The organism is Chryseobacterium sp. RU37D (genome assembly GCF_900156075.1).
In the GTDB taxonomy this organism is placed as follows: domain Bacteria; phylum Bacteroidota; class Bacteroidia; order Flavobacteriales; family Weeksellaceae; genus Chryseobacterium.
In genome coordinates this window covers 38221-62035 of the sequence record NZ_FTMM01000006.1, presented here as the reverse complement: position 1 = coordinate 62035, position 23815 = coordinate 38221, and the positions used below count along the sequence as shown (strand labels likewise).

At 37.2% G+C, this 23815-nt stretch carries 26 protein-coding genes and 2 pseudogenes; 14 read left to right on the top strand and 14 right to left on the bottom strand.

All coding sequences use genetic code 11. The annotated features are described in order from the left end of the window. Positions 1 to 11 precede the first annotated feature (11 nt). Both BW926_RS04470 and BW926_RS04465 read right to left on the bottom strand, forming a co-directional pair. Positions 12 to 500 carry a YkgJ family cysteine cluster protein gene (locus tag BW926_RS04470; RefSeq protein ID WP_076444582.1) on the bottom strand — a complete coding sequence of 163 codons (489 nt, stop codon included), beginning with the start codon at positions 498 to 500 and terminating at the stop codon, positions 12 to 14. Continuing rightward, positions 501 to 1472 carry an ion channel gene (locus tag BW926_RS04465; protein WP_076444580.1) on the bottom strand — a complete coding sequence of 324 codons (972 nt, stop codon included), beginning with the start codon at positions 1470 to 1472 and terminating at the stop codon, positions 501 to 503. 183 nt (positions 1473 to 1655) lie between these two features. Here BW926_RS04465 and BW926_RS04460 point away from each other — a divergent pair, with 183 nt between their 5' ends. After that, positions 1656 to 2036, top strand: a complete 381-nt coding sequence (locus BW926_RS04460) for a group III truncated hemoglobin (protein ID WP_076444578.1) — start codon at positions 1656 to 1658, stop codon at positions 2034 to 2036. A 28-nt stretch (positions 2037 to 2064) separates the two neighbouring features. Here the strand turns inward: BW926_RS04460 and BW926_RS04455 are convergent. The 7 genes and pseudogenes from BW926_RS04455 to hflX form a co-directional block, all read right to left on the bottom strand. Continuing rightward, a pseudogene (locus BW926_RS04455) lies at positions 2065 to 3135 on the bottom strand (calcium:proton antiporter). Between the two features lie 117 nt (positions 3136 to 3252). Further along, positions 3253 to 3600 carry a DUF6122 family protein gene (locus BW926_RS04450; RefSeq protein WP_410493243.1) on the bottom strand — a complete coding sequence of 116 codons (348 nt, stop codon included), beginning with the start codon at positions 3598 to 3600 and terminating at the stop codon, positions 3253 to 3255. 265 nt (positions 3601 to 3865) lie between these two features. Further along, on the bottom strand, positions 3866 to 4576 hold the full coding sequence (locus BW926_RS04445; protein ID WP_410493242.1) for a DNA alkylation repair protein: 711 nt from the start codon (positions 4574 to 4576) through the stop codon (positions 3866 to 3868). Between the two features lies 1 nt (position 4577). After that, on the bottom strand, positions 4578 to 5240 hold the full coding sequence (locus BW926_RS04440) for a DUF4919 domain-containing protein (protein ID WP_076444572.1): 663 nt from the start codon (positions 5238 to 5240) through the stop codon (positions 4578 to 4580). Positions 5241 to 5260: 20 nt separating this feature from the next. Continuing rightward, positions 5261 to 6547 carry a cation:proton antiporter gene (locus tag BW926_RS04435; RefSeq protein ID WP_076444570.1) on the bottom strand — a complete coding sequence of 429 codons (1287 nt, stop codon included), beginning with the start codon at positions 6545 to 6547 and terminating at the stop codon, positions 5261 to 5263. Between the two features lie 26 nt (positions 6548 to 6573). After that, positions 6574 to 7203 carry a DUF4919 domain-containing protein gene (locus BW926_RS04430; protein WP_076444568.1) on the bottom strand — a complete coding sequence of 210 codons (630 nt, stop codon included), beginning with the start codon at positions 7201 to 7203 and terminating at the stop codon, positions 6574 to 6576. After that, positions 7203 to 8429 carry a GTPase HflX gene (gene hflX, locus BW926_RS04425; protein ID WP_076444566.1) on the bottom strand — a complete coding sequence of 409 codons (1227 nt, stop codon included), beginning with the start codon at positions 8427 to 8429 and terminating at the stop codon, positions 7203 to 7205. Before hflX ends, BW926_RS04430 begins: the two co-directional genes overlap by 1 nt. Before the next feature lie 175 nt (positions 8430 to 8604). On the opposite strand from hflX, the gene BW926_RS14610 reads away from it, so the two are divergent. The 5 genes from BW926_RS14610 to BW926_RS04405 all read left to right on the top strand — a co-directional run bounded on the left by BW926_RS14610 (position 8605) and on the right by BW926_RS04405 (position 12935). After that, complete coding sequence (locus tag BW926_RS14610; protein ID WP_262484482.1) at positions 8605 to 8739, top strand: hypothetical protein; 135 nt, start codon at positions 8605 to 8607, stop codon at positions 8737 to 8739. A gap of 150 nt (positions 8740 to 8889) precedes the next feature. Then, a complete protein-coding gene (locus BW926_RS14515; protein ID WP_228403395.1) occupies positions 8890 to 9318 on the top strand; it encodes a LytR/AlgR family response regulator transcription factor in 429 nt (142 codons plus the stop codon). Between the two features lie 225 nt (positions 9319 to 9543). Next, positions 9544 to 9993, top strand: a complete 450-nt coding sequence (locus tag BW926_RS04415) for a T9SS type A sorting domain-containing protein (RefSeq protein WP_228403394.1) — start codon at positions 9544 to 9546, stop codon at positions 9991 to 9993. 5 nt (positions 9994 to 9998) lie between these two features. Further along, a complete protein-coding gene (locus BW926_RS04410; protein ID WP_076444562.1) occupies positions 9999 to 12521 on the top strand; it encodes a beta strand repeat-containing protein in 2523 nt (840 codons plus the stop codon). A gap of 6 nt (positions 12522 to 12527) precedes the next feature. Then, a complete protein-coding gene (locus tag BW926_RS04405; RefSeq protein ID WP_076444560.1) occupies positions 12528 to 12935 on the top strand; it encodes a hypothetical protein in 408 nt (135 codons plus the stop codon). Between the two features lie 99 nt (positions 12936 to 13034). Here BW926_RS04405 and BW926_RS04400 read toward each other — a convergent pair whose 3' ends face one another. Further along, entirely contained in the window at positions 13035 to 13490 is a 456-nt protein-coding gene (locus tag BW926_RS04400; protein WP_076444558.1) for an META domain-containing protein, read from the bottom strand. Between the two features lie 87 nt (positions 13491 to 13577). Between BW926_RS04400 and BW926_RS04395 the strand changes: the two genes are divergently transcribed. The 4 genes from BW926_RS04395 (at position 13578) to BW926_RS04380 (ending at position 18293) form a co-directional block, all read left to right on the top strand. Then, positions 13578 to 15788 (top strand): S46 family peptidase, encoded by a 2211-nt coding sequence (locus tag BW926_RS04395; protein WP_076444556.1) that lies wholly within the window; start codon positions 13578 to 13580, stop codon positions 15786 to 15788. A gap of 216 nt (positions 15789 to 16004) precedes the next feature. Continuing rightward, on the top strand, positions 16005 to 16481 hold the full coding sequence (locus BW926_RS04390) for a YdeI/OmpD-associated family protein (RefSeq protein WP_076444716.1): 477 nt from the start codon (positions 16005 to 16007) through the stop codon (positions 16479 to 16481). A 156-nt stretch (positions 16482 to 16637) separates the two neighbouring features. Further along, positions 16638 to 17858: a spondin domain-containing protein gene (locus BW926_RS04385; protein WP_076444554.1), complete on the top strand. Its 1221-nt coding sequence runs from the start codon at positions 16638 to 16640 to the stop codon at positions 17856 to 17858. Positions 17859 to 17864: 6 nt separating this feature from the next. Then, positions 17865 to 18293, top strand: a complete 429-nt coding sequence (locus tag BW926_RS04380) for a thioredoxin family protein (RefSeq protein ID WP_076444552.1) — start codon at positions 17865 to 17867, stop codon at positions 18291 to 18293. A 71-nt stretch (positions 18294 to 18364) separates the two neighbouring features. Here the strand turns inward: BW926_RS04380 and BW926_RS04375 are convergent, their stop codons facing one another. The 3 genes and pseudogenes from BW926_RS04375 to BW926_RS14510 all read right to left on the bottom strand — a co-directional run. Next, positions 18365 to 19900, bottom strand: a complete 1536-nt coding sequence (locus tag BW926_RS04375) for a YifB family Mg chelatase-like AAA ATPase (RefSeq protein ID WP_076444550.1) — start codon at positions 19898 to 19900, stop codon at positions 18365 to 18367. Between the two features lie 192 nt (positions 19901 to 20092). Beyond that, positions 20093 to 20236: a T9SS type A sorting domain-containing protein gene (locus BW926_RS04370; protein ID WP_083672257.1), complete on the bottom strand. Its 144-nt coding sequence runs from the start codon at positions 20234 to 20236 to the stop codon at positions 20093 to 20095. Between the two features lie 69 nt (positions 20237 to 20305). Further along, positions 20306 to 20445: pseudogene (locus BW926_RS14510) on the bottom strand (IS982 family transposase); the annotation flags it as partial. A gap of 566 nt (positions 20446 to 21011) precedes the next feature. Between BW926_RS14510 and BW926_RS04365 the strand changes: the two are divergent. From BW926_RS04365 to BW926_RS04350, 4 genes are read left to right on the top strand one after another with little or no spacing between them, the layout of a single operon-like run. Then, entirely contained in the window at positions 21012 to 21521 is a 510-nt protein-coding gene (locus BW926_RS04365; protein WP_076444548.1) for a hypothetical protein, read from the top strand. Next, a complete protein-coding gene (locus BW926_RS04360) occupies positions 21518 to 21865 on the top strand; it encodes a tRNA-binding protein (protein ID WP_076444546.1) in 348 nt (115 codons plus the stop codon). The genes BW926_RS04365 and BW926_RS04360 overlap by 4 nt, the downstream gene beginning before the upstream one ends. 16 nt (positions 21866 to 21881) lie before the next feature. Further along, positions 21882 to 22586, top strand: a complete 705-nt coding sequence (locus BW926_RS04355) for a 3'-5' exonuclease (protein ID WP_076444544.1) — start codon at positions 21882 to 21884, stop codon at positions 22584 to 22586. 3 nt (positions 22587 to 22589) lie between these two features. Beyond that, the gene (locus BW926_RS04350) at positions 22590 to 22916 is read left to right on the top strand and encodes an SUF system Fe-S cluster assembly protein (RefSeq protein WP_076444542.1); all 327 of its coding nucleotides are present in this window, start codon (positions 22590 to 22592) and stop codon (positions 22914 to 22916) included. A 52-nt stretch (positions 22917 to 22968) separates the two neighbouring features. On the opposite strand, the gene BW926_RS04345 is transcribed toward BW926_RS04350, so the two are convergent. Then, complete coding sequence (locus BW926_RS04345; RefSeq protein WP_076444540.1) at positions 22969 to 23805, bottom strand: sulfurtransferase; 837 nt, start codon at positions 23803 to 23805, stop codon at positions 22969 to 22971. Positions 23806 to 23815 lie beyond the last annotated feature (10 nt).

Below are 23815 nucleotides of genomic sequence, written 5' to 3'. Positions count from 1 at the left end.
TGGATTATACTTTATTTTCCTAATTTTTTCATAATCTTTTCCACAAATTCGTATGCAGCAGGGCAAATGACTGTGTTTTTAATCATCAGATGATTGATCTGGTAAATCTTTTTGCGATCTGTGTGAGGATATTCTCTGCAGGCTTTCGGGCGTACATCATAGATAGAACATGTATTATCTGCGTTTAAGAAAAAACAGGGAAGATTCTGCAGAACCTTATCATTATCTTCATCCACACGAAGAAATTTTGCTTCAAAATCTGCTGGTTTTACGCGAAGATGCTTAGCTATCCTTTCAATATCTTTTTCAGTGTAAAGCGGCCCGGTCGTCTTGCAGCAATTGGCACAGTGTAGACAATCTATCTTCTCAAAAACTTCATCATGGCTTTCCTGGACAATATAATCGAGATTTTTGGGCGGCTTTTTTTTCAATCCGTCTAGAAATTTCTTATGCTCTTTTTGTTTTTGTAAAGCCTGTTTTTTGTACCCCTCTAAATCCATTTATTTTTGTTCTTCCTCAAAAACAGGAAGATCTGCTTTTTGATAATCATTAATTTTACTTAAATCTAAAACCGTAGAAAGATTTTCTTTGTCCGGATAATACATTGGAATAAACTTTGCCCCGTAGATAATCTCTTTAGACACGTACGAAGATCGTTGAACTACCGTATTTGAAAATACTTCATCGAAGGCACGTAGATGTACAATGATTTCGATATCTGTATTTTTAAAATCTTCTTCAGAAAAGCCGTAAAACGGTGAATCTTCATCTATTTTATGAACGATCGTCCAATTCAGGGCCAATGAATTAATCTTGCTTAATTGGGTTTTTAAAGTGTAAAAATTAGTCTTTGGAACATTTTTTTCCACCACCTGAATTGCCGTAGAAACGATCACTTCCGCATCAGTAAGCGCATTATTTTTATAAGGTGCCAACCTGAACATCAAAGCTAAACCTTCCTTAAACGGAGCAATTACCATAATATCAGAAAACTTCAGATACGCTCTCGGCCTAGAAAATCTTCCATAAAAAAGCCCTGTTGCGATGGCAAAGGTAAGCAATCCCAGAAAAGCTTCAAAAGTTGCCACCAGACTCGCCGTAAAGCCTACGGGGGCAATTCTTCCATATCCCACCGTTGTAAAGGTCTGGGAACTGAAGAAAAACACATCAATAAATTCATTGACATCGTTGCTTTTATCAATACCTGTTAAATGCTCCACTCCAATTAAAAAATAAATTAGAGCAAAGAAAATATTCACTATAATATAAGCCACCACCAAATATGAAAGAAACTGAAATGTAGACAAATCAAGCATTGTATGATACCAGCTGAACCTTTTGAAAATATCAACCCCTTTTTTTCTTACATTAGGAAGGCCATCTTTATTGATAAACCTCCCGGAAGCATTATCCCCAAAACCGCTGTTTTCGGTATTTTTCTGACGAATTTTCTGTCTGAATCCTTTTGCCATTTTTTATATCATTTGTTTTTAATACTTATTATTGGAAAATTGAAAAAGAGTTAATTTGCATTTGATCTTTAACCCATTTGTCCATTTGCCTTTAAATAATATACAAAGATAAAATATTGTTTTCATGAAATTTATCAACTCGATGATTGAATTTCTCAATTGATTTTGAGCTAACTTTGACGAATGAAAAAGTTGGAATCAAGAGAAGATATAGAGCATCTTGTCAACTCATTTTACAGTAAAGTCATTAAGGATGAAGTGATTGGATTCTTTTTTAATGATATTGCAAAAGTTGACTGGGACAAGCACCTGCCGAAAATGTATTCGTTTTGGGAAACTATTCTTTTTGGACAGATGAATTACAAAGGAAATCCTATGGCCGTTCATTTTCCCGTTAATGAAATTCAGGCGATGGAACAAAAACATTTCAACCGCTGGCTGGAGCTTTGGAGAATGACTATTGAAGAAAACTTTGCAGGCGAAAATGCAGATATGGCTATTTACAAATCTGAAAATATAGCAAAATTAATGGCTTATAAAATGGAAACGGCAAGGAAGCTTTAAGTCAAAGGCTTTGAGTTTATGGTTGTGTTTATGGAACAATGACCGTAAAAATATAAGCTGCGAGATTGACCAGCAAGACCGTTCCGTAAAGGATATTTGTTTTTCCTCGGCTTAAAGAAAGCATTACGATAAAAACAGATAAAGACAGAAGAATAATATCCTTTTTATCCAAGCCTAATACCAGCGGAATATCATATATAATGCAAACCACGGAAACTGCAGGAATTGTAAGCCCAATACTCGCCAAAGCCGATCCTAAAGCCAGATTAAGACTCGACTGAATTTGATTGCGGCGGGCCGCCCTGATTGCAGCAAGACCTTCCGGCAGAAGCACCACTGCAGCAATAATCACCCCCACCAATGATTTGGGAGCCCCTAAACTTCTCACCATATCTTCAATGGTTCCTGAGAGGCCTTTCACCATCATTACAACAATTGCCAGACAAATCACAAGGTATACAAAGCTAATGATCGTTTTTGATATTGATGGAATATAATGTTCATCCGGATGCTCGTCCGGAACGATGAAATAGTTTCTGTGCCTTACTGTCTGAACCATTAAAAATACTCCGTAGATCACCAGGCATGCTATACAAACAAAGATCAATTGTGCCTGATTATAAAATGGCCCGTTGACGCTTGAAGTAAAGTTAGGAAGAACCAAAGTAAGCACTAAAATAGAAACGATACAAATCAAATAGGTTGTAGCCGATGTTCTCGCGAAAAACTATTCGTAATACTTCACTCCGCCTACCAAAATACAAATCCCTAAAATCCCATTGAGAATAAGCATAACTGCAGCAAAAACAGTATCTCTGGCCAGCGTGATCGCCTGATCTCCGCCGGCAACCATCAGTGAGATGATTAAGGCCACTTCAATAATGGTGATACACAACGCCAGAATAATCGTCCCGAAGGGCTCTCCTACCTTGTGAGCCACCACTTCAGCGTGATGCACGGCAGATAAAACGCTTCCGGTCAGTAAAATTCCGGCAATTACATTAAATACTACCCCCGTTCCCATAAGTCCGGAAAAATAATATCCCATTGCCAGCACAGGAAAAATATAAGTATAATGTAAAAGTTCCTTTATTTTCATTGAACGTTTACAAAATACAAAAAATCTATTACTTTTGAAATATTAAAAGAAAGTATTAATGTTATTTTAATTAAAACTTAGCGTTGCTAATTAAAAACCTTAAGTACCCATGCTTTTTCAGCCGAAAAGTTTCCAAAAATAAAAATCCTGGAAATCCGTCAGCATATGAAGCAAAAGACCTATTCCTATAATCCTGATATTTCCTTTAAAGAAAAGCATCAAAAAATACACCGCAATTGCATAATAAGAATGTAAAAAATGAAAACCAATACTGCCCCTGTTCGGATCAAAAACAGGATTGGCAAACAGATGATCCAGGTCTGCCAGCATTGTTGCCAGAAGAATTAAATATATCTTTTTCCAATTTTCGCGGTAAAAAATTAAAGCAATAAAAACCGGAAAAATGAAATGTAAAAAATAATGGGTGACCGTTTTTATTAAAAGAATTTCGTGTTGATCCATCATTGGTCATGCTTATACAGTTAGTTTACCTCCTTAAAATTAAAGGCAGATCATTCTTTTTATCCCTTATTTTAAAAAATAATTTCATTTTTATTTCCATAGAATATATAATCAATTACTGGAGATTATTTCTTTTCTGTGCCCATTAAAGTCTTATAAAGACGTTGACAACAAACTTTTATTTCTGACAAAAATATAATTTTCATTCAACATGGAAGGCCGCCGGACCGGTTTTCATCACTTTTGGCAGCAAAATACAATCTTATTTTTAAATTCTTCCTTTCAGATATTCCTGCCTTATTTCCTCATCCAGCTTTTCAATGGCATATCGTAGGCACGTCCTTGGCATTTCTTTGTAGTATTTGTTTAAATAACTGATGAGCTCCGGCTCATTTTTCTGCCCCATCTCCCTCAGCAGCCAGCCGTTTGCTTTATGCATCAGGTCATGAGGATGCTTAAGATTCTGAGTAACAAACTCTTTCAATAAATCAAAGGACCCTTTTTTTACATAAAACATCGTTCCCACCACGGCGATTCTCTTATGCCACATTTCTTCAGAAGCGGAAAGTTTTCTCAACAGGTCTTCTTTCCGATTTTCAAATGAATACCTCCCCAAAATCTTGTAGCAGCTTGAATCTACAAGATCCCAGTTATTGACATATTGTAAATGATTCAAATAAAACTCAACTATTTCGTCTTTTACCGACTGATCTTTTGTCTTTTCAAACTTTGAAATGAGCATAAACAAAGCTGTCAGACGATGTTCGTGGTATTTCGATGAAAGGAGCCTGCTTAGATCTTCTAAAGAAATTTTAGCATAATATTCTTTCGCTACCGACCTCTGATCCGGAACGGTTACCCCTAAAAAAAGATCTCCTTCACCGTATTCTCCTTTTCCGGTTTTGAAAAATTTTGGAAAAAATGCTGCTTTTTCGGGAATTGAGAGGAAAGCTAATACTTCTTCGATTTCTTTAAGCATATTATTTGTCATCTCTATACATATCTTTATGATGAACAGTTTTAACGAAAAATAAATGGGTTCCGTTTTTAAAAACATCAAGCCAAGAGCCATCGGGCAAAACTTTTGTACTGAACTCAATACCCCGGCTGAATATGCCTGAAAAATGTTCTACTGCATAAAACTTATCAGAAAAACTCGTAACAATTATCGGAGAATTATCCAATTTTCCGGTTCCGCTGTTTTTTATCGTTTCGTACAAAAGCTCATATCGAGAAGTGTATAATTCACTTTCTTTAATATTTCCGGTCTTACTGTATAATATGGATAGATCCTGAATAAGCTCTTTATTTAAAGGATTTTTTTCATAAAGAATTTTAGCCTTGTCTAAAAGGTCAGAAACTTTTTTTGAAGATATTTTCCTGTTTGAAAATTTTGTAATTTCATTTAATTCATCATTAAATTCACTTCTTTTATAGCCATAATTAACATAATTATTTCCATAATAAATATAATTAAGTTGATCCTGACTTAGTGTTTTGGGATTAGTCTTGAAAATTTTAAGATATTCATAATAATATTTTTGAGGATTCTCCGTGACATTCTTTTTTATTTCTTCAATATTAACTTGAGAAAAATAAAGCCCGGAAATCATAAAAACTAATAAAACAATAGATTTCTTCATTTGTAATTGATTATATAGTGTTAATGGGGCTGTTCTAATGCCACACTTTCCTGCTCCTCATCTTCTTTTGCAATCTTATTCGGGTTGGCAACCTTTCCAATGGTAAGTCCCTGAACAATAATTGAAAACACAACCACACAATAAGTAATACTTAAAACAATAGTACTATACTCATTTTTTGGAATGGATAAGGCTAATGCAATGGAAACTCCGCCCCGGATCCCTCCCCAAACCAATACCTTCACGGTCTGCGGACTGAATGTTGTTTTAAAAGACATGAATTTCGTAGGGCCCCAAATGGAAATAAACCTCGCCAGAAGAACCACCACAATCGCCAGAGCTCCGGGTATCATAAAATGACTTAAATTTTTGATTAACAACAATTCAAAGCCAATAAAAAGAAAAAGAACAGCGTTCAGAATTTCGTCAATTAGCTCCCAGAATTTGATCAGGTAATCTTGTGTGACGGATTTCATTTTGAACTTCATATTAAAATTCCCCATGAATAATCCCGCAGCAACCATCGTCAGAGGGCCAGAAATATGCATCTGTCTAGCAATCAGATAACCACCCATCACCACCGAAAGCGTTACAAGAACGGAAATAATATAATCATCCACTTCACGCATCAACCTGGAAGTGATCCATCCTAAAACTAAACCAAGCAAAAGCCCTCCCCCGGCTTCTTTTAAAAGCAAGAGTACTATACTTTCCACACCAAGATCAATTTCATTTCCGATGGCCAGCTGAAGCACAACTGTAAAAACCACTACTGCCATACCGTCATTGAATAAGGATTCTCCCGCCACTTTTGTCTCCAGGCTTTTTGAAACTTTTGCTTGTTTCAGAATACTCAGAACCGCAACCGGATCCGTAGGAGAAATAAGCGCTCCGAAAAGCAAACAGTAGATAAAAGGAAGCTGAAGCCCCACCAAAGGCAGCAAATAATACACTCCAAATCCTACTACAAAAGTAGAAATTACGACTCCCACCGTGGAAAATATCACGACAGGCCAAAACTGTTCTTTGAGATCGTCTATATTAATGTGAATTCCTCCTGCAAAAAGAAGAAAATTAAGCATTGCTCCCATCAGGATTTCTGTGAAATCAATACTGTTCATCAGATTATTGAGGTGCCCGAAAGTTCTCGGTAAAACGGCTTCCCCGAAAGAAACCAAAAATATTGAAACTACAATGGCAATCACCATGATCCCGATCGTACTCGGAAGCTTCAGAAATCTGTAATTAAGGTATGAAAATATGGATGCTAAAACTATTAAAGCTGAAAATGAATAATATAACTCCACTAAGGTGCTTTTAAAAATTTATTTAATTAAAAATCAATATAAAGTACTTTTATGTAAACTTTGTTGTTACCTTTTTCCCAAATGTCAAGAATGCCATCCCGTACTGATTTTGAACCCCTTGTATAATCTTTACCTAAATTCAAAATATTGAGTAAAATATATTCATCACCTACGGAATTGACGAGATAAGGCGTTTTTTCAAATTTTCCATCACCGGAACTTCTAATCGCATCTGTCAACGTCCTGAACTGGCTCAGATGATGAATAAAATTACTTCCATCCTTCTTAGAATCATATGCTTTAAGTAAAATCAAAAGCACATCAAGATTCGTAGGATCCTTTTCGTACAAAGCTTTTCCCTCCTTTATGCAATCATCAAAATTTTCGTTTTTAAAGGCTTCGGCTAATGTTTTAAAATCATCATCGGTCGTAGAAATTGTTCCGGTTATAAAATTTCTTCCATAGTAGATATGCTGCGCTTCTATACTATCCAAAGACTTCGGGTATCCTTTATATTTAAAAATAAGCTTCTCGTAATTGTAAGGAGATGTATCATTTTTAAGATCTTTCTCGATGGCTTTAAAATCAATTTTCGATTTCTGGGCAAGGCCAAATACCGAAAAGAAAAGTAATAAAAGGAAAAAGTAATATTTCATTAATCGTTGTTTTCTTCTTCCTCATCGTTGTCGAAATATTCGAAAAGGAAATCATTGTAAGGGAATCTGGAAATATGGATTTTCATTACCTCATCATAAATCATTCTTTTCATTTCAGGGAAGTTTTCTTTCGTAAGAGCCGAAATAAAAACAGTCGGGTGTTTGGATTTTGCCATCCATGTTTTTTTCCACTCTTCCAGAGAAATATTTTTCTTCGTAGCCGGAGTCAGATCATCTTCATCCTTTTTCTCATAGCTGAAATCATCAATCTTATTGAAGACCATTACCATCGGTTTTCTGTGTGCATCAATCTCCTGTAAAATCTGATTGACAGAATCAATATGATCTTCAAAGCTTTCATGAGAAATATCCACCACGTGAATCAGCAAATCCGCTTCTCTTACCTCATCCAGAGTAGATTTGAACGATTCTACCAGCTGAGTCGGCAATTTTCTGATGAAACCTACCGTATCTGTAAGCAAAAACGGGAGATTTCCGATTACCACCTTTCTTACCGTGGTATCCAGCGTTGCAAACAGCTTATTTTCAGCAAAAACCTCTGATTTTGAAAGAGAATTCATCAAAGTAGACTTACCGACGTTTGTATATCCCACCAAAGCAACACGCACCATTTTTCCGCGGTTATTTCTCTGGGTGGCCATTTGCTTATCAATGGTTTTCAGCTTGTCTTTAAGTAATGAGATCCTATCACGAATGATACGGCGGTCGGTTTCAATTTCCGTTTCCCCGGGACCTCTCATCCCGATACCTCCTCGCTGACGCTCGAGGTGGGTCCACATCCTGGTCAGTCTTGGGAGAAGATACTCATACTGAGCAAGTTCCACTTGTGTTCTTGCATAAGACGTCTGTGCCCTCTGGGCAAAAATATCGAGAATAAGATTGGTTCTGTCTAAGATTTTCACTTCGAGCTCCCTTTCAAGGTTTTTAAGCTGTGAAGGTGAAAGTTCGTCGTCAAAAATTACGGTTCCGATTTCATTTTCTTTTACGTAATCTTTTATTTCTAAAGCCTTTCCGCTTCCTACAAATGTTCTGGAATCCGGTTGCGACAGCTTTTGGGTGAATCTTTTTTCAACGGTAGCTCCGGCGGTATAAGCCAAAAACTCCAGTTCATCCATGTATTCTGATAGTTTTTCCTCATCCTGATCTTTGGTGATTAGCCCTACCAAAACCGCCTTTTCATAGTTATGTTCTTTCTTTTCTAGCATTAAATTCTATCTATAATTTGTGAGATTTACAAGTTACCATTTTTCATGAGAAAAAACAAAATGATTTTTTGCGGTAACACATATTATGTTAATTTGAGTTCATGTTGGGATTGATTGAATTTAATTCAATATCTTTATATTAAATTAATTACAACAAAAACTAATCCAGAAAACCATGATTACCAATATTAAATGTCTGATTATTGATGATGATGAGCTGGACAGGCTGGTTCTTCTTCATTATTTAAAGCAATATGAAAGCATAGAAATTATTGCATGTCTTGAATCGGCGGAAAAAGCAGCCCTATAACTCGACTATCCTATTGACCTTATCATCAGCGAAACCAGAATAAAAGGCATTAACGGTCTGGGTTTCAGAAAACAGGCTCATAAAACCCCTGCCTACATATTCATCAGTTCTTATCCTGAGTGTGCTGTAGAAGCTTTTGAGCTTAACGCCTTGGATTTCATTACAAAACCTTTAAAACCGGAACGTTTCCATCAGTCTGTGCAGAAGCTTTTCGATTTTTTTGAAACGAAGGAAAAATGTGACTGTTTTGATGCTTTATTGGGAGAAAACAGTATTAAAATAAAGGAAGGCTGTAATATTCATCATGTAAAAATTACCGACATTCTTTACCTTGAAGCTTTAAAAGATTATACAAAAATCGTCACTGCCGAAAAAAAACATTGCATTCTGGATTCTATCGGGAATATTTTACACAAAAGCTATTTTGATTCATTTGTAAGGATACACAGAAGTTTTGCCGTTCCGCGGCACCTCATCCGTAGTAAAAACAAGCATGAAGTAGAGCTTGTACACCAGATAAAGCTTCCCATCGGCAGAGCATATAAAGAAAATTTGTCCTTTTTTGAGCCTCAGCCATAACCCTTTAAAACTACGACAAACACTAATATTTCACGATATTGTTATTTAATATCTCCACTTTTTGTCGTTTGTCGATTTTTTCTGCCGTTCGTCTATTTCCTAAATATCAGTCTTCGATATGTGGTAATTTAGTCATCCAAAATTCTCTTTAAATTTTGACACAACCAATTAATAACCACAAAACCAACTTATATGAAAAGAACATCTATTCAATGCTTCTTTCTTATGTTGCTCACAGTCCCCATTATCCTGCTGAAAGCACAATCAGCAGTTTTGGCAACGGGAGCAAATGCTACAGGAAGCAACGGCTCAGTTTCTTACAGTATTGGCCTCCCAGCTTATATCGTTAAGGGAGGTAATAACGAGATTATGGAAGGTCTTCAGCATGCCTATGAGATCATAACATTAGCAACCAATGAAACCTCAACAGCTGAAGAAGGCATTTTACTTTATCCTAACCCCTTCAAAGATTTTTTGTATCTGGATTTTACCACAAACAACTTCAAAGGCTCAGATTATCAGCTTTTTGATGCTCAGGGAAAACTAATTAAAAAGGATAAAATCACTCAGTCTAAGTCTGAATTCAATTTTTCTTCTCTTCCATCCGCCATGTATATCATAAGGATCAACCAAAACGGAGAAAATATTAAAACATTCAAAATCATTAAAAAATAACAACCATGAAAAAAATATTACTCGTAATGGGAATTGTGCTGGAATCACATCTGGCATTCGCACAAGTACCCGAAAAAATGAGCTATCAGGCAATCGTCAGAAATACGGGAGGCCAAATCTTAGCCAATCAAAGCATAGGAATCAGAGCCAGCATCCTTCAGGGTTCACCTGCCGGGGCGGCCATTTATTCTGAAAGACTTACAGGAAATACCAATGCCAATGGACTTAACACCCTTGAAATAGGAGCAGGAACAGTGCTTACAGGAACATTTAACACCATCGATTGGTCTACAGGAAGTTATTACCTAAAAACAGAAACCGATCCTTCGGGCGGAACAAACTATACCATCACCGGGACCAGCCAGCTATTAAGCGTTCCTTATGCTATGTATGCAAAAAGCGCAGGAAACAATGGCGGAAGCTTTGCCATTCCATATACCAATACTGTAAATAATGCAGCAACCCTTTTCTCATTGACCAATGATGGAGACGGAACTTCCCTAGAGGGGGTTAATAATACGACAACATCCAGTATCGCTTCTATAAGAGGGGTTGTAAACAGTACAGCCCCGGGAGGGTTTTCCTCAGCAGTACGTGGTATCAATAACGGTACAGGCGGATTAGGAATAGGTATATACGGAAGCCAGGCAGGAAGCGGATGGGGCGTTTATGGTGTTACCCCTAGCGGGTTAGGAGTCTACGGGAATGCAAGCGCCAACGGAACCGGGGTATACGCCAACAGCAACACAGGAACCGGGCTTACTGCTACCAGTAATAATGGTATTCCTGCAAGCATCTCAATTTTTAATAATGCTAATAACAATAGTGTGCTTAACGCAAATACTGTAGGAAACGGTACCGTAGTAAACGTAACCACAACAGGAAGCGGTGCAGGTGTAAGAAGCTCCACCGGAGCGGGATTCGGTATTCACGGGATCACTTCCGCACAGACATCAGCAGGTATTGTAGGAGACAATAACGGAGCCGGTGAAGCAATTGTAGGGAGAACAACGAGCGATATCGCAGGAGCGGTAGTAGGTAGAAATGACGGAGGAGGATACGGAGTAAGAGGTTTTGTAGCCACCAATACATCCGGAACTGCTATCGGAGTATTCGGACAGGTCGGAATCAATAATAGTACAGGACGCGCAGGGCGTTTTGAAAATTTAAACAATACAAATATTATCAATAACACATTCGAGGTAGAATCAAACGGAAACGGAAATATTCCGGATAACACACAGGGTAATGCTTCTTCTTTCCTTTTGGATAATACAAACAGTGTCGGAGCTGCCGTAAGAGCGGAAGTCAACACCATCTTCGGAAACTTTGGTGCTGCCGGTGTTTTTGGCATTTCCTCAGGGACAGGAGGACGCGCAGGATTATTCTACGCATCCAATCCTTCCGGGAACGGAGCATCATTGATCGCCTTAACCGACGGAAACGGAAACGCCATCACAGCCAATGCCGGAAAAAACGGAAACGGGATAGAAACTAATATTGACGGAACAGGAAATGCACTTTATGCATGGGTTCCATCTTTTTCCGAAGGACGTGCCGGAAGATTTGAAATCTTTAATGAAGATAATGAAAGCGATGTAATAACTGTAAAAACAGTCAGAAACGGTATTGCAGGAAACTTTAAAGTAGATAGGGTAACCGGTACATCTCCCGCGGTAAAGGGAGAAGTGAACTCTCAGTTTGCTAATTTCGGAACAGCCGGTATTTATGGTGTTTCTTCAGGAACCGGAGGCTTTGCAGGATTATTCCATGCGTCAAACCCTTCAGGAAATGGGCCAGCTCTAATAGCCATTGCCGATGGTAACGGAAACGGAATTACTGCCAATGCAACAAACACAGGAGATGGTGTAGAAACCACAGCAGACGGGACCGGAAGCGCAATCTATGCCTGGGTACCAAATTTTGGACAAGGACGTGCTGCAAGATTTGTAAACTATAACACATCCAACACAAACCCAGCCCTTACAGCAGAGACAAGAAGTGGAGGCTCTATTGCGGTATTCAGATCAGGAAATCCGTCAGCAGCAAATGTTGCAAGAATAGGTAACGACGGCAGGGGCTATTTTAACGGGGGAACTCAAAGCAGCGGCGCTGACGTTGCCGAAGCATTTGATGTGGCGGGAAATATTTTAAATTATGAACCTGGGGATATACTTGTAATTTCCACAACAAAAGACAGAGCGGTAGAGAAATCTTCAATACCTTACTCAAACCTAGTGGCAGGTGTATATGCTACAAGACCGGGAGTTTTACTAACTGAAGAACATATTGATACAGATATTTCAAATAAAGTTCCAATGGGGGTTATCGGGGTAATTCCTACAAAAGTATGTCTGGAAGGCGGAAAAATAAAAAGAGGTGATCTTCTTGTAACCTCTTCAAAATCCGGTGTAGCCATGAAAGCCAATCTTAAAAAAGTAAAAATAGGACAAGTTCTTGGTAAAGCACTTCAGGATTATGATCAAAACGGAATCGGTAAAATCAACGTATTGGTAAATATTAAATAAACTATCATGAAATCATTATATATCATTGCATTCCTGGCATTAAGCGTAAATATCTATGCTCAGCAGGATAAAAAAGTTTCTGAAACACAACAAGTTCCCTACTATAAAGAATCCAAAGACTTCGAAGCAAAAATGATGAAGGAATCTCAGGACAGGGCCAGTAAAACACTCTCTAACACGCTTCCTTCAGAACAAGGACTTGAAGCAAAAAAACAAGCTCCGAAACAGGAAGCAGCCAACAACTCTGGGAAGCTTCTGCCTAATACTGCAAGCATAGAAGAAATAAAAGCAAGCATACCGGGAAGACAGCCGCATAAGGCAAGTATTTCTAAAAAAAGGAGTAACACTCAGGGATTACTCAGCACACCTGAACTTACCGTGTATGATATTAAAAAAACAATTCCAAAAAACTAATAACCCGTAATAGATTTTTCAACAACAAAGAAGTCCGTATCTAAAGTGCGGACTTTTGTATTTTATTTTGAATTTATTAAAATTGAAATTAATTTTCGATCAATCCCAATCCGCAGCCACAAATTTCATAGAATTTCCCTTGTCATCACTCAATATAAGAAAATGTCCTTCCACTTTGTAATGGGTCATATCTTTAAAATTTTCAGAAAACGCCCCCTCCAGCTTCATGTTTTCACAGGCCATCATAGTAGACCCTATTCCTGAAATTTTTACCTTCCCTTCATTTCTAAATTCAGAAGAAAAAAACATTTTGTTGCAGCCCATGAAAGCTTGACCTTTTATTTTTCCAAACTCCATTTTTGAAGTAAGATTAATTCCCGCTTTATTTTTTACCAACTCTTCTTTTGTAAAATTCCCAAAAGCAACAAGCATCCACTCTCTCTGAATCTGATAATCTTTCTTCTCCGACTGAGAATTTTGCCCAATCATCATACCGCAGTTTATCAATGATCCTAAAAATAAAATGGTAAAAAATGGCAATCCTATATTTTTCATAGCATTCTCCAATCCATTTTCGTACCATTCCAGACCAGAATAGCATAAAAATTAGTAAATTAGCAACACAAAAATTAATTTTATAAAATGAAAAGACTATTTCTACTTTTCACATTCTTACTAAGTTTTGCTCAGATGAGGGCGGACGAAGGAATGTGGCTATTAATGCTTATTAAAAGACTTAATGGTGTAGATATGCAAAAAGAAGGTTTGCATCTGACACCTGAAGAAATTTATTCAGTAAACAATTCCAGCTTAAAAGATGCTATCGTAAGTTTCGGAGGGTTTTGTACCGGAGAAATTGTTTCAAACCAAGGTCTTATTTTTACAAACCATCACTGTGGATTTAGTGCCGTAGCTGCGGCTTCCACTCCGGAAAAAGACTACCTGAAGAATGGTTTCTGGGCAATGAAACAGAAAGACGAATTCAACGCAAAGGATCTGTATGTGAGATTCCTTGTAAGAATGGATGATGCTACACAGAGAATCAATTCAAAATTAAACAATACAATGACCGCTGAAGAGAGAAAAGCTGCTATCGACGCTGAAACAAAAGCGATCCAGTCTGAAAACTCTGAAAACGGAAAATATACCGTAGTGGTAAGAGATTTCTTCAACGGAAATGAATTCTATTATTTCGTTTACCAGGACTACAAAGACATCAGATTAGTAGGTGCGCCACCATCATCATTAGGAAAATTCGGGGGTGATACAGATAACTGGGAGTGGCCGAGACATACAGCAGATTTCACGGTTTTCAGAGTGTATGCTGATGCCGCAGGAAACCCTGCTGAATATTCTCCAAGCAATGTTCCGTTAAAACCTAAGCATTTCTTACCAGTTTCCCTTAAAGGTGTAAAACCTGGAGATTTCTCAATGATTTTAGGATATCCTGGAAGAACAAACCGTTACCTGACTTCTTACGGAATTCAGCAAATGGTAAACAAAGATTATCCTGCCTGGGTTGAAGCTTCTAAACTGGCAATGGACGTTATGAAGAAATATATGGACAAAGATAAAGGAACTCAGCTTAATTATGCTTCTCAGTATGCTTCTGTAGCTAACTATTGGAAAAACAGACAAGGAACAATTGATGCTGTTCTTAAAAACGGAACCATTACAGAGAAACAGGCTATTGAAGAGAAATTCAAAACTTGGGCTATACAACCTGCAAATATTGCAGAAAACGAAACGGTTCTAGATGATATCGCTATTTATTACAAACAGACTTCAGACAGAAATGTTGAAAGAATGTACATGACTCAGCTTTCAAGGAATTCTAAGTATTTCACCCTTGCGTTACAGATAGGAAATGTTCTGAAAGCTTACGCAGACCAGAATATGGAAGGAAGAGTAGCTATGAGACCAAAAGTGGAAGCGGCTCTTAAATCAGCATACGAAAACATCAATACCAAGCTTGAAGGCGAGATGATGAATTCTATGGTTAATCTATACAAAACAAGAGTAAAGCCAGATGTTGCCTCTGAAACTATCATGGGATTAGATGCCAATAACCTTTCAAATGTTGCTTATTCATCTATTTTTGCCAATAAAACGTCTGCTACCAACTTCATGCTGAATCCGGATAAATTAAAGCTTGATGCAGATCCGCTTTGGAAAATCGCAAACGGAATTATAGCAGACCAAAAAGCTTCTGCAGAAAGGTTCGTGAAAATCGATGATAATTTCGCTAAAAACAACAGACTTTTCTTAGCGGGATTAATGAAAGCTATGCCTGATAAAAAATTCTACCCGGATGCTAACTCTACCATGAGATTAACGTACGGAACGATAGATAAACTGCCAATCAGACAAGACCGAAACTACTTCGGGATTACAGATAACTATTATACAGATATGACCGGTCTTGTTGGTAAATACAAGAAAGGTGATGAAGAATTTGACCTTCCACAAAGAGTGATCGACCTTTACAACATGAAAGACTTCGGTCAGTATGCAGACGCTAAAGGCTACATGCCGGTAAACTTCCTTTCAAACAATGATATTACAGGTGGTAACTCTGGTTCTCCGGTAATCGACGGAGACGGAAACCTGATCGGTATCGCATTCGACGGGAACAGCGAGGCATTAAGTGGTGACATCGTTTTCGAACCGGAATGGCAGAAAACGATCAATGTAGACATTCGTTTCGTTCTTTGGACAATCGACAAATATGCTGGTGCAAGAAGACTGATCGACGAATTACAACTGGTAAGAGACGAGAATACTCCTGCAGATACAAAAACAAAAATGCCTAAGGCAGCTACTTCTACCCCTGCAAAAGGAAAGAAAAAATAATCTTTTTTGATATATTTTAAAAACCGTGAAAGTTTTCTTTCGCGGTTTTTTTATTTTTGATATAAATAATTAAACGCAAGTTTTTTCTATGTAGTTTGTTATTCCTTAGGAGTCCAGACTGATTTATTAGAAGTTAAATTGTAATTCTGCCGAGATTCCTGTGGAATAACAAACTGGATGTTGATTCTTTTAGATTTAAATTTAAATAAAAAGCAAATGAAACCTCAGCCTATTCAATTTAAAGCCATCATCCGGCAAAACGGAGAAATGAATGCCGCTTTTATAGAGTTCCCTTTTTCTACCGAAGAATTATTCAACAAAAAAGGACAGGTAAAAATCAAAGTCGTATTTGATGATAAAGTTGAATACCGCGGTAGCCTAGCCAAAATGAAATCTAACTGCCATATTTTAGGTTTAACCCAGGAAATTCGGAAGCAACTGGGAAAAACTTTCGGAAATGAGGTTTCGGTACTTTTAATTGAAGATAAGGAAGAACGTACCGTTGAAATTGCAGAAGATATTCAATCAATTTTTAATAAAAATCAGGAGGCAAAAGTCCTTTTTGATAAGATGAGCTACACACATAGAAAGGAGTACATCCGTTGGGTCGAAGAAGCCAAAAAGCCCGAAACAAGAGAGAACAGGAAAATTAAAATGATCCAGATGATTCTGGATGGGAAAAAGGGAATTTAAATTTCAAATTCTTTTTCAATGAAATTTAGAAATAACTATCGCTGATTTTCAACAACTTAAATTAAATTTTCGCTAAAATAAATAAATTTTTTGTCAGGAACATGAAAAACGCCCGACTGTAGTTGCAAAGAATATATAACTCTCAAAAATTTATTTATGAAAAAGAACTTATTAAAAATTACAGCACTTACAACAGGAATCTTTGCGACAATTTCCCTTACCTCTTGTGATGACAGAGACAATATAATGGAAAACTCTCCAAAACAAAGAACCATCACTTTTGAAAATGTTGCAGTTCCAAAAGATTTTGTACAGAGCGGGAAATTTATGGGAACTTTAAAACCTGTCATCATGCCCGGAGAATCTGTTTCTATAAAATTCAATGCAGGAAAAACTCAGGCCTTGATGTTCGCCACAATGTACGGAGCTTCAAAAGACTGGTTTTTTGCTTCAAAACAGCCGGGAATCAAGCTTTTTAATGATAACGGAAGTGCTATTACCGGTGATGTTTCCTCAGAAGTTTTGCTTTGGGACAACGGTACAAAAAACAATACGACAGGAAATCCGGAAAGCAACCCGATTGCTCAGGTTCCGAATGTAGCGGCTTCGCAATTGATGAAATTGAATTTAAGTTATGACGATGTGAAATCTGAATTTACTTTAACCATTACTAATACTTCCGGTGGTACTGCCAACGAAACACCTTTTTCCCCCGGAGTTTGGGCAGTTTCCAATTACAATGGCTCACAGCTTCTGAATGCGGCTCCATTTTTCGCGCCAAATGCTTTATCAAATCCCGAAATTACGGACATTGCACAAATGGGAAATACAGACAAAATGGTGACTAAACTCAATGCCAATACAGGAATTATGACCGGCCTTTCTCCAGCTTTGGTAGTGGTATATTCCGGTGATAAAAATCCGATCTATGAATTGGGACAGCTGGATTCCGGTAAAGGATTGAAAGAAGTTTCTCAGTTTGGAAATGTTTACAAACTTCAAAACAACTTAAAATCATTGCCCAATGTAAAAGGTGTTTACGTAGCCGGAAACGCTCCTGTTGCTCCCGGACAAAAAGTTTCTACAAGCTTCGAAGCCAAATCCGGGGATAAAATTGCTTACGTGACGATGTTCGGATTCTCCAATGATTGGTTCTATGCGAATGAACAATCCGTTGATGCTAATAGCTTAGGGGATATTAGCTCAAAAACATCTTTATTCGATTCAGGAACGGGAATTAATCAATACCCGGGCGCAGGAAATCATCAGGCTTTGTTTGGAGGAATGCCTCAGGTGGAAAATATTGCTATTTCTAAAGTTGGAAATACTTATCCGCTTCCTGCGACTCAAAATATTATTAAAATAACCATCAATTAAATTAAAATGAAAAAGATATTATTCATCTTAAGCGCATTTGCTTTTTTTATTTCAGCATACTCTTATACAATAGCTGAAAAGAACACAAACAGCGAAGTCAGTTTCTATAATGGCTCTTTGAAAGAAGCCAGGGCAAAAGCTAAAAAAGAAAAGAAAGCTATTTTTCTGGATGTGTATGCAACCTGGTGCGGGCCTTGTAAACTACTAAAGAAAACAACGTTCAAAGATCCCGAACTGAGTGATTATTTTAATAAAAATTTCGTGAGTCTTGAAGTTGACGGTGAAAAGGGCGAAGGTATTGAGATTGTAAAAAAATATCAGCTGAAAGGTTATCCTTCTCTCCTTTTTATAGACTCTAACGGAAATGTGATGAATAAAACACTGGGATATTATGATGGAAAAGAGCTTCTGGAAATTGTGAAAAGCATAAAGTAATATTTAATGATAAGTTTCGGGCGGCAACGAAGTTGCCGCCCGAAACTCTTAAAACAAACGAATTATTATCCTTAAACATTCCAAAACTCTCTGTCCAGACTTCTATATTGTATCGCTTCTGAAATATGATGCGACAAAATATTTTCAGACTCTTCAAGATCTGCAATGGTTCTGGCCACTTTTAAAATCCGGTCATAGGCTCTTGCGGAAAGATTAAGCTTTTCCATCGCCATTTTGATGAGGTTGAAAGAAGTTTGATCAAGCTCGCAAAACTTTTCAATTTCCTTAGGTCCGATTTGAGCGTTATAACTGATTTTTAGATCCTTATATCGTTCTCTCTGAATCTCGCGGGCAATCAGAACGCGTTTCCTGATGTCTTCACTTTTTTCACCTTTTCTTCTTTCTGCCAATTGTTCGAATTCAACTTTCTGAACTTCAATATGAATATCAATCCGGTCCAGTAGCGGCCCTGAAAGTTTATTCATATACCGCTGCATTTCGTAAGTGGATGAAGTATTATTCGGATCATCTGGGAAAAAACCACTCGGACTGGGATTCATAGAAGCAACCAGCATAAAGCTGGCGGGATAATTCACAGTAAACCGCGCTCTTGAAATCGTCACCTCCCGGTCTTCCAGTGGCTGCCGCATTACTTCCAAAACCGTTCTTTTAAATTCTGGCATTTCATCCAGAAACAAAACCCCGTTATGAGCCAGAGAAATTTCTCCGGGTTGTGGATAGCTTCCCCCGCCGACAAGAGCTACATCCGAAATGGTGTGGTGGGGAGCCCTGAAGGGGCGGACCGTCATGAGTGAAGTTTCCGTACCCATTTTACCCGCGACAGAATGAATCTTGGTAGTTTCCAAAGCTTCTTTTAAGCTTAAAGGCGGCAAAATACTCGGGACTCTCTTGGCAAGCATCGTTTTTCCACTGCCGGGAGGACCTATCAAAATAATATTATGACCGCCCGCTGCTGCCACTTCCATTGCTCTTTTAGCGGTTTCCTGACCTTTAACCTCCGAAAAATCAAATGGAAAATCATTGATCTTTTCCTGAAATTCTTTCCGGGTATCAATTTCGACCTTTTGAAGAGGTTTTCCTTCGTTAAAAAAGTCGATTACCTCCTTAATATTTTCAATACCATAAACATCGAGATTATTGACTATGGCGGCCTCCCGCGTATTTTGTTTTGGTAGAATGATTCCTTTAAAGCCTTCCTCACGGGCCTGAATAGCAATCGGTAAAACTCCGCGTATAGGCTGCAAAGTTCCATCAAGGGAAAGCTCTCCCATAATTATATAATCATGGATATTTTCTGCCAGAATCTGATCTGATGCTGCCAGAATTCCTATGGCAATGCTCAAATCGTAAGCCGCCCCTTCCTTTCTGAGGTCTGCAGGGGCCATATTAATGGTAATTTTCTTTCCGGGAATTTTATAGCCCACATTTTTCAGGGCGGCGGAAATTCTGTAGCTGCTTTCTTTAATCGCATTGTCAGGAAGACCTACAAGGTGATACCCCACCCCTCCTGTGTCTACATTAACTTCTATAGTAATTGTCTGTGCTGAAACTCCATGAATCGCGCTTCCAAAAATTTTAATCAACATTTGTTGTGTTTTGACAGTAAAAATAAATAATATTTTACTTTATATTTTAATGAATTTTGTTCATAATATACTTTGAATCATTATTTTAAATGTTTGAATTTAACTATTTGAATAAAAAAAGAAGCAAAGTAAACCTTGCGCCGAAAGAGAATTATTGAAGAAACTAAAATCCTACACCCATTTTTATCTGTATTATTTCTTAATGAATTTATTTTTATAGATTTTTCCGTCTGCACTTTTAGAAACGACCATATATGTCCCCGGAACCAGAGCGCTTACATCAATTGCTTCAGAATATTTTTTATCTTTTTTCTGCCGCATCAACTTTCCGGACATATCGATGATGGAAATTTCAGTATATTTTTATCCGATTCTTTTCTTATATAAATAAACCTGTTGTGCATTTTAAATAATGCTAACTTTTAGATTATTGATATTTCGCTTGAAATATAGTTTGTTGATAAATTAGCAGTAATTTTAGCTAATAACCTGGTTTTGAATACTTCAAAAGTCTTTGCGTAGTTACGCCTGATCATAAATTGATCTCTACAGGGATTTGAAGTACTAATGTTTTTGGTTCAAACATCAGTTTTACTACATTCTGACCTATATTTATTTTTAATGGGCAAGTACTGTATCTGCTTTTACAGGATGTATAGGAATATTTTCACAATTTCCCTTGCCGGAAAATCATTAAAGGTGATTATTGAATCCTTTGCTTTAAAAGCATTGGTTTTTTCATTGTATTTGTTGCCTCCTGTGATGTTACTAATCTGGCTTTATAATTTCCGATCACATCATCAAGCTATACGGGAATTGGCTCATATCTTTCTTCATTACAGGATATTAGTAAAAATCCAGCAACGTCTATAATGCCCATCATTAAGGATTTAAGTACTTTTAAATTTCTTCACATTTTATTTTTGTTTCAGACATTATTCCTTTGAGTACTTACTTATATAAATCCTGGTTTTGAAAACTTTGCATGAGAGTTAACAAAATTGTTTTAAAAAATTCATAATTAATTGATTTTTAATAGTAAAATTTTTATATTTTAAAAACATTTAAAGTTTTATTATTTTAATACATTTGTTTAAACATACTTGAAAAAATGAATCTCGAACAGATCAATTTACACCTTAGTGCCTATAAAGAGCATGATCAGATCCTTGATGCTGCAGAATATTTAATTCGTTCCTTTAAACTTGAGCATGAAAATTTCGCAGGATTTAGTTTCAGACCTGAACTCTCATCGAATTCAATACTTCTAACAACCGAAGGAAAATTGGGAGGCCCTCAAAAAGTAATGATCCCAAAAAATTTATTTGATTTTGACCTGAATTTGGTTCTGAATATGGTAGCTCACGAAATGTTGCACGTACGGCAGAAAGCTCCGGGACAGGTAGTGGAAGATAAGAATGAAAGAGAGTTTCAGGCGTATTATGAAATGCTTTTTCATAAGGTTTTTCCACAAATTCCGGAAGTTTCGGATTTCCATAAAAAAGCCTTTGGGAATAAAGCCCTGGAATATTACAAACGAATGGGCGAAGGTTCTGAGCTTCAACAAAAATATAGGGAGCAAAAAGTAGAAATAGAACAGTTAATCAACACATTATCATGACAATAAAACCAGAAATTTCCTGGACAGATTTTGAAAAAATAGATATCAGAAGCGGAACTATCATCTCTGTAAACGATTTTGAAAAAGCCAGAAATCCTTCTTATCAACTGGAAATAGATTTCGGAGACCTTGGCATTAAAAAATCTTCCGCGCAGATTACTTCATTATACGAAAAAGAAGAATTAATCGGCAAACAGATTATGGCTGTGGTTAATTTTCCTAAAAAACAGATCGCTAATTTTTTTAGCGAATGCCTTGTTTTGGGAGTTTATGGTGAAAATAAAAAAGATGTGACCTTATTAACACCTTCATTGCCAACGGAAAACGGGATGCAAGTAGGATAAAATACAGTAAATACAAATGATACAAAACATTCCTTTAGAAAGAATCTTATTCCTTGATATTGAAACAGTTCCAGGCTTCGGGTCGTGGGATGACTTATCTGAAGCCGAACAAATGCTTTGGGACAAAAAAACGAAATTCCAGAGAAAAGATGAAATTTCTGCAGAAGAATTTTATCCGGAAAGGGCCGGCATCATGGCTGAATTTGGAAAAATAGTCTGCATCACCATCGGAATGCTGGAGAAAAATGATACACTGAAAATCAAGAGTTTTGCGAATGATGATGAGAAAAAAATGCTGATTGAATTTGGTGAAATTTTTAATAGTCCTAGACTTCGCGATGTGATTCTTTGTGCACACAATGGAAAAGAATTCGACTTCCCATGGATCGCCAGAAGATTTCTGATCAATGGCATGATGCCGCCCACTCCCTTCCAGATGTTCGGAAAAAAACCTTGGGAAATACCACATATTGATACGATGGAGCTTTGGAAATTCGGAGATTATAAAAGTTTCATTTCACTGGAATTATTAGCACATCTTTTTGGAATTCCTACTCCTAAAGACGATATAGACGGATCAATGGTTTCATCAATCTACTACATAGAGAAAGACTTGCAAAGAATAGTTGACTATTGTGAAAAAGATGTCTTAACTTTGGCAAATATTTTCCGACGTATGCGTCAGGAAGATTTGTTGAAAAGGTACATCAATTTAGATTAGAAAATGAAATTTACAGACGATCAGATTGCTGACATTGGTGAAGAGATCATCAAAGTCTTAAAAACTGTGTATGACCCTGAAATTCCGGTAGATATATACGAGCTGGGGTTAATTTACGATGTTCAGATTTCCGATAACGCGGATGTTAAAATCGTTATGACGCTTACTACACCAAACTGTCCCGTTGCAGAAACCCTTCCTCAAGAAGTAAAAGAAAAAGTAGGAGAAGTGGAAAACGTAAAAAGTGTTGATTTAGAGCTCACGTTTGAACCTAGCTGGAACAAGGATATGATGAGTGAGGAAGCGAAGTTTGAACTGGGAATGCTTTAAAATTCGGAACTAAAATATATCAGGTTGTCTTTTGGCAACCTTTTATGCCATTTTAAACTTCTTTTGCAATTTCTTTTCCTTCCCGTCTGCTCCATTCGCTCCAGGAGCCTACGTATAAATTTGGCATATCAAATCCTGCATAATTCAATGCTAAAATGGTGTGACAGGCTGTAACTCCAGATCCGCAGTGAATGATCAAATTTTTAGGTTTATCTGCTAATAATTTTAAATATTTTTCTTTTAAAACTTCAGGTTGAAGGAAATTTCCGTTTTCATCAAGGTTTTCAGAAAAAGGAATATTGATCGCTCCGGGAATGTGCCCTGCTACCAAATCGATCGGCTCAGATTCTCCATTGTAACGATAAGCATCTCTTACATCAATCACCGTTGATGAATCGTTTGTTAATTCATTTTCAACATCTTCCAAGGTCGACACAGGAAGAAACCAACCTTTTTTTTTAACGAGTTGTGTCTTTCTGAAGGTTTCAGCTCCTGATGAAAACTCCAAGCTTTCTTTTTCAGCATTCTGAAAACCTCCATCTAGAACCTGAACATTTTTTAATCCAAAAGATTTCAGCATCCACCAGGCTCTTGCGGCAGCATTGGCTCCGTTTTTATCGTCATAAACTACAATATGTGAGTCTTCTGAAATTCCAAGATCAGAAAGTATTTCACCAAATTTTTCAACACTTGGAAGTGGATGCCTTCCGCCAAAAGCAGCATTTTCTCCAATATCGGCCAAATCTTTATCCAAATCAATAAATCTAGCTCCTTTGATGTGCTTGTTTAAATAATTTTGATAAACATCTTTCCCGACTCTTGCATCCAGAATGATCAGTTTTTCTGCGGAAATATTTTTTAATTCGGAAGGTGAAATTACTGGTGACATTTTGTTGATT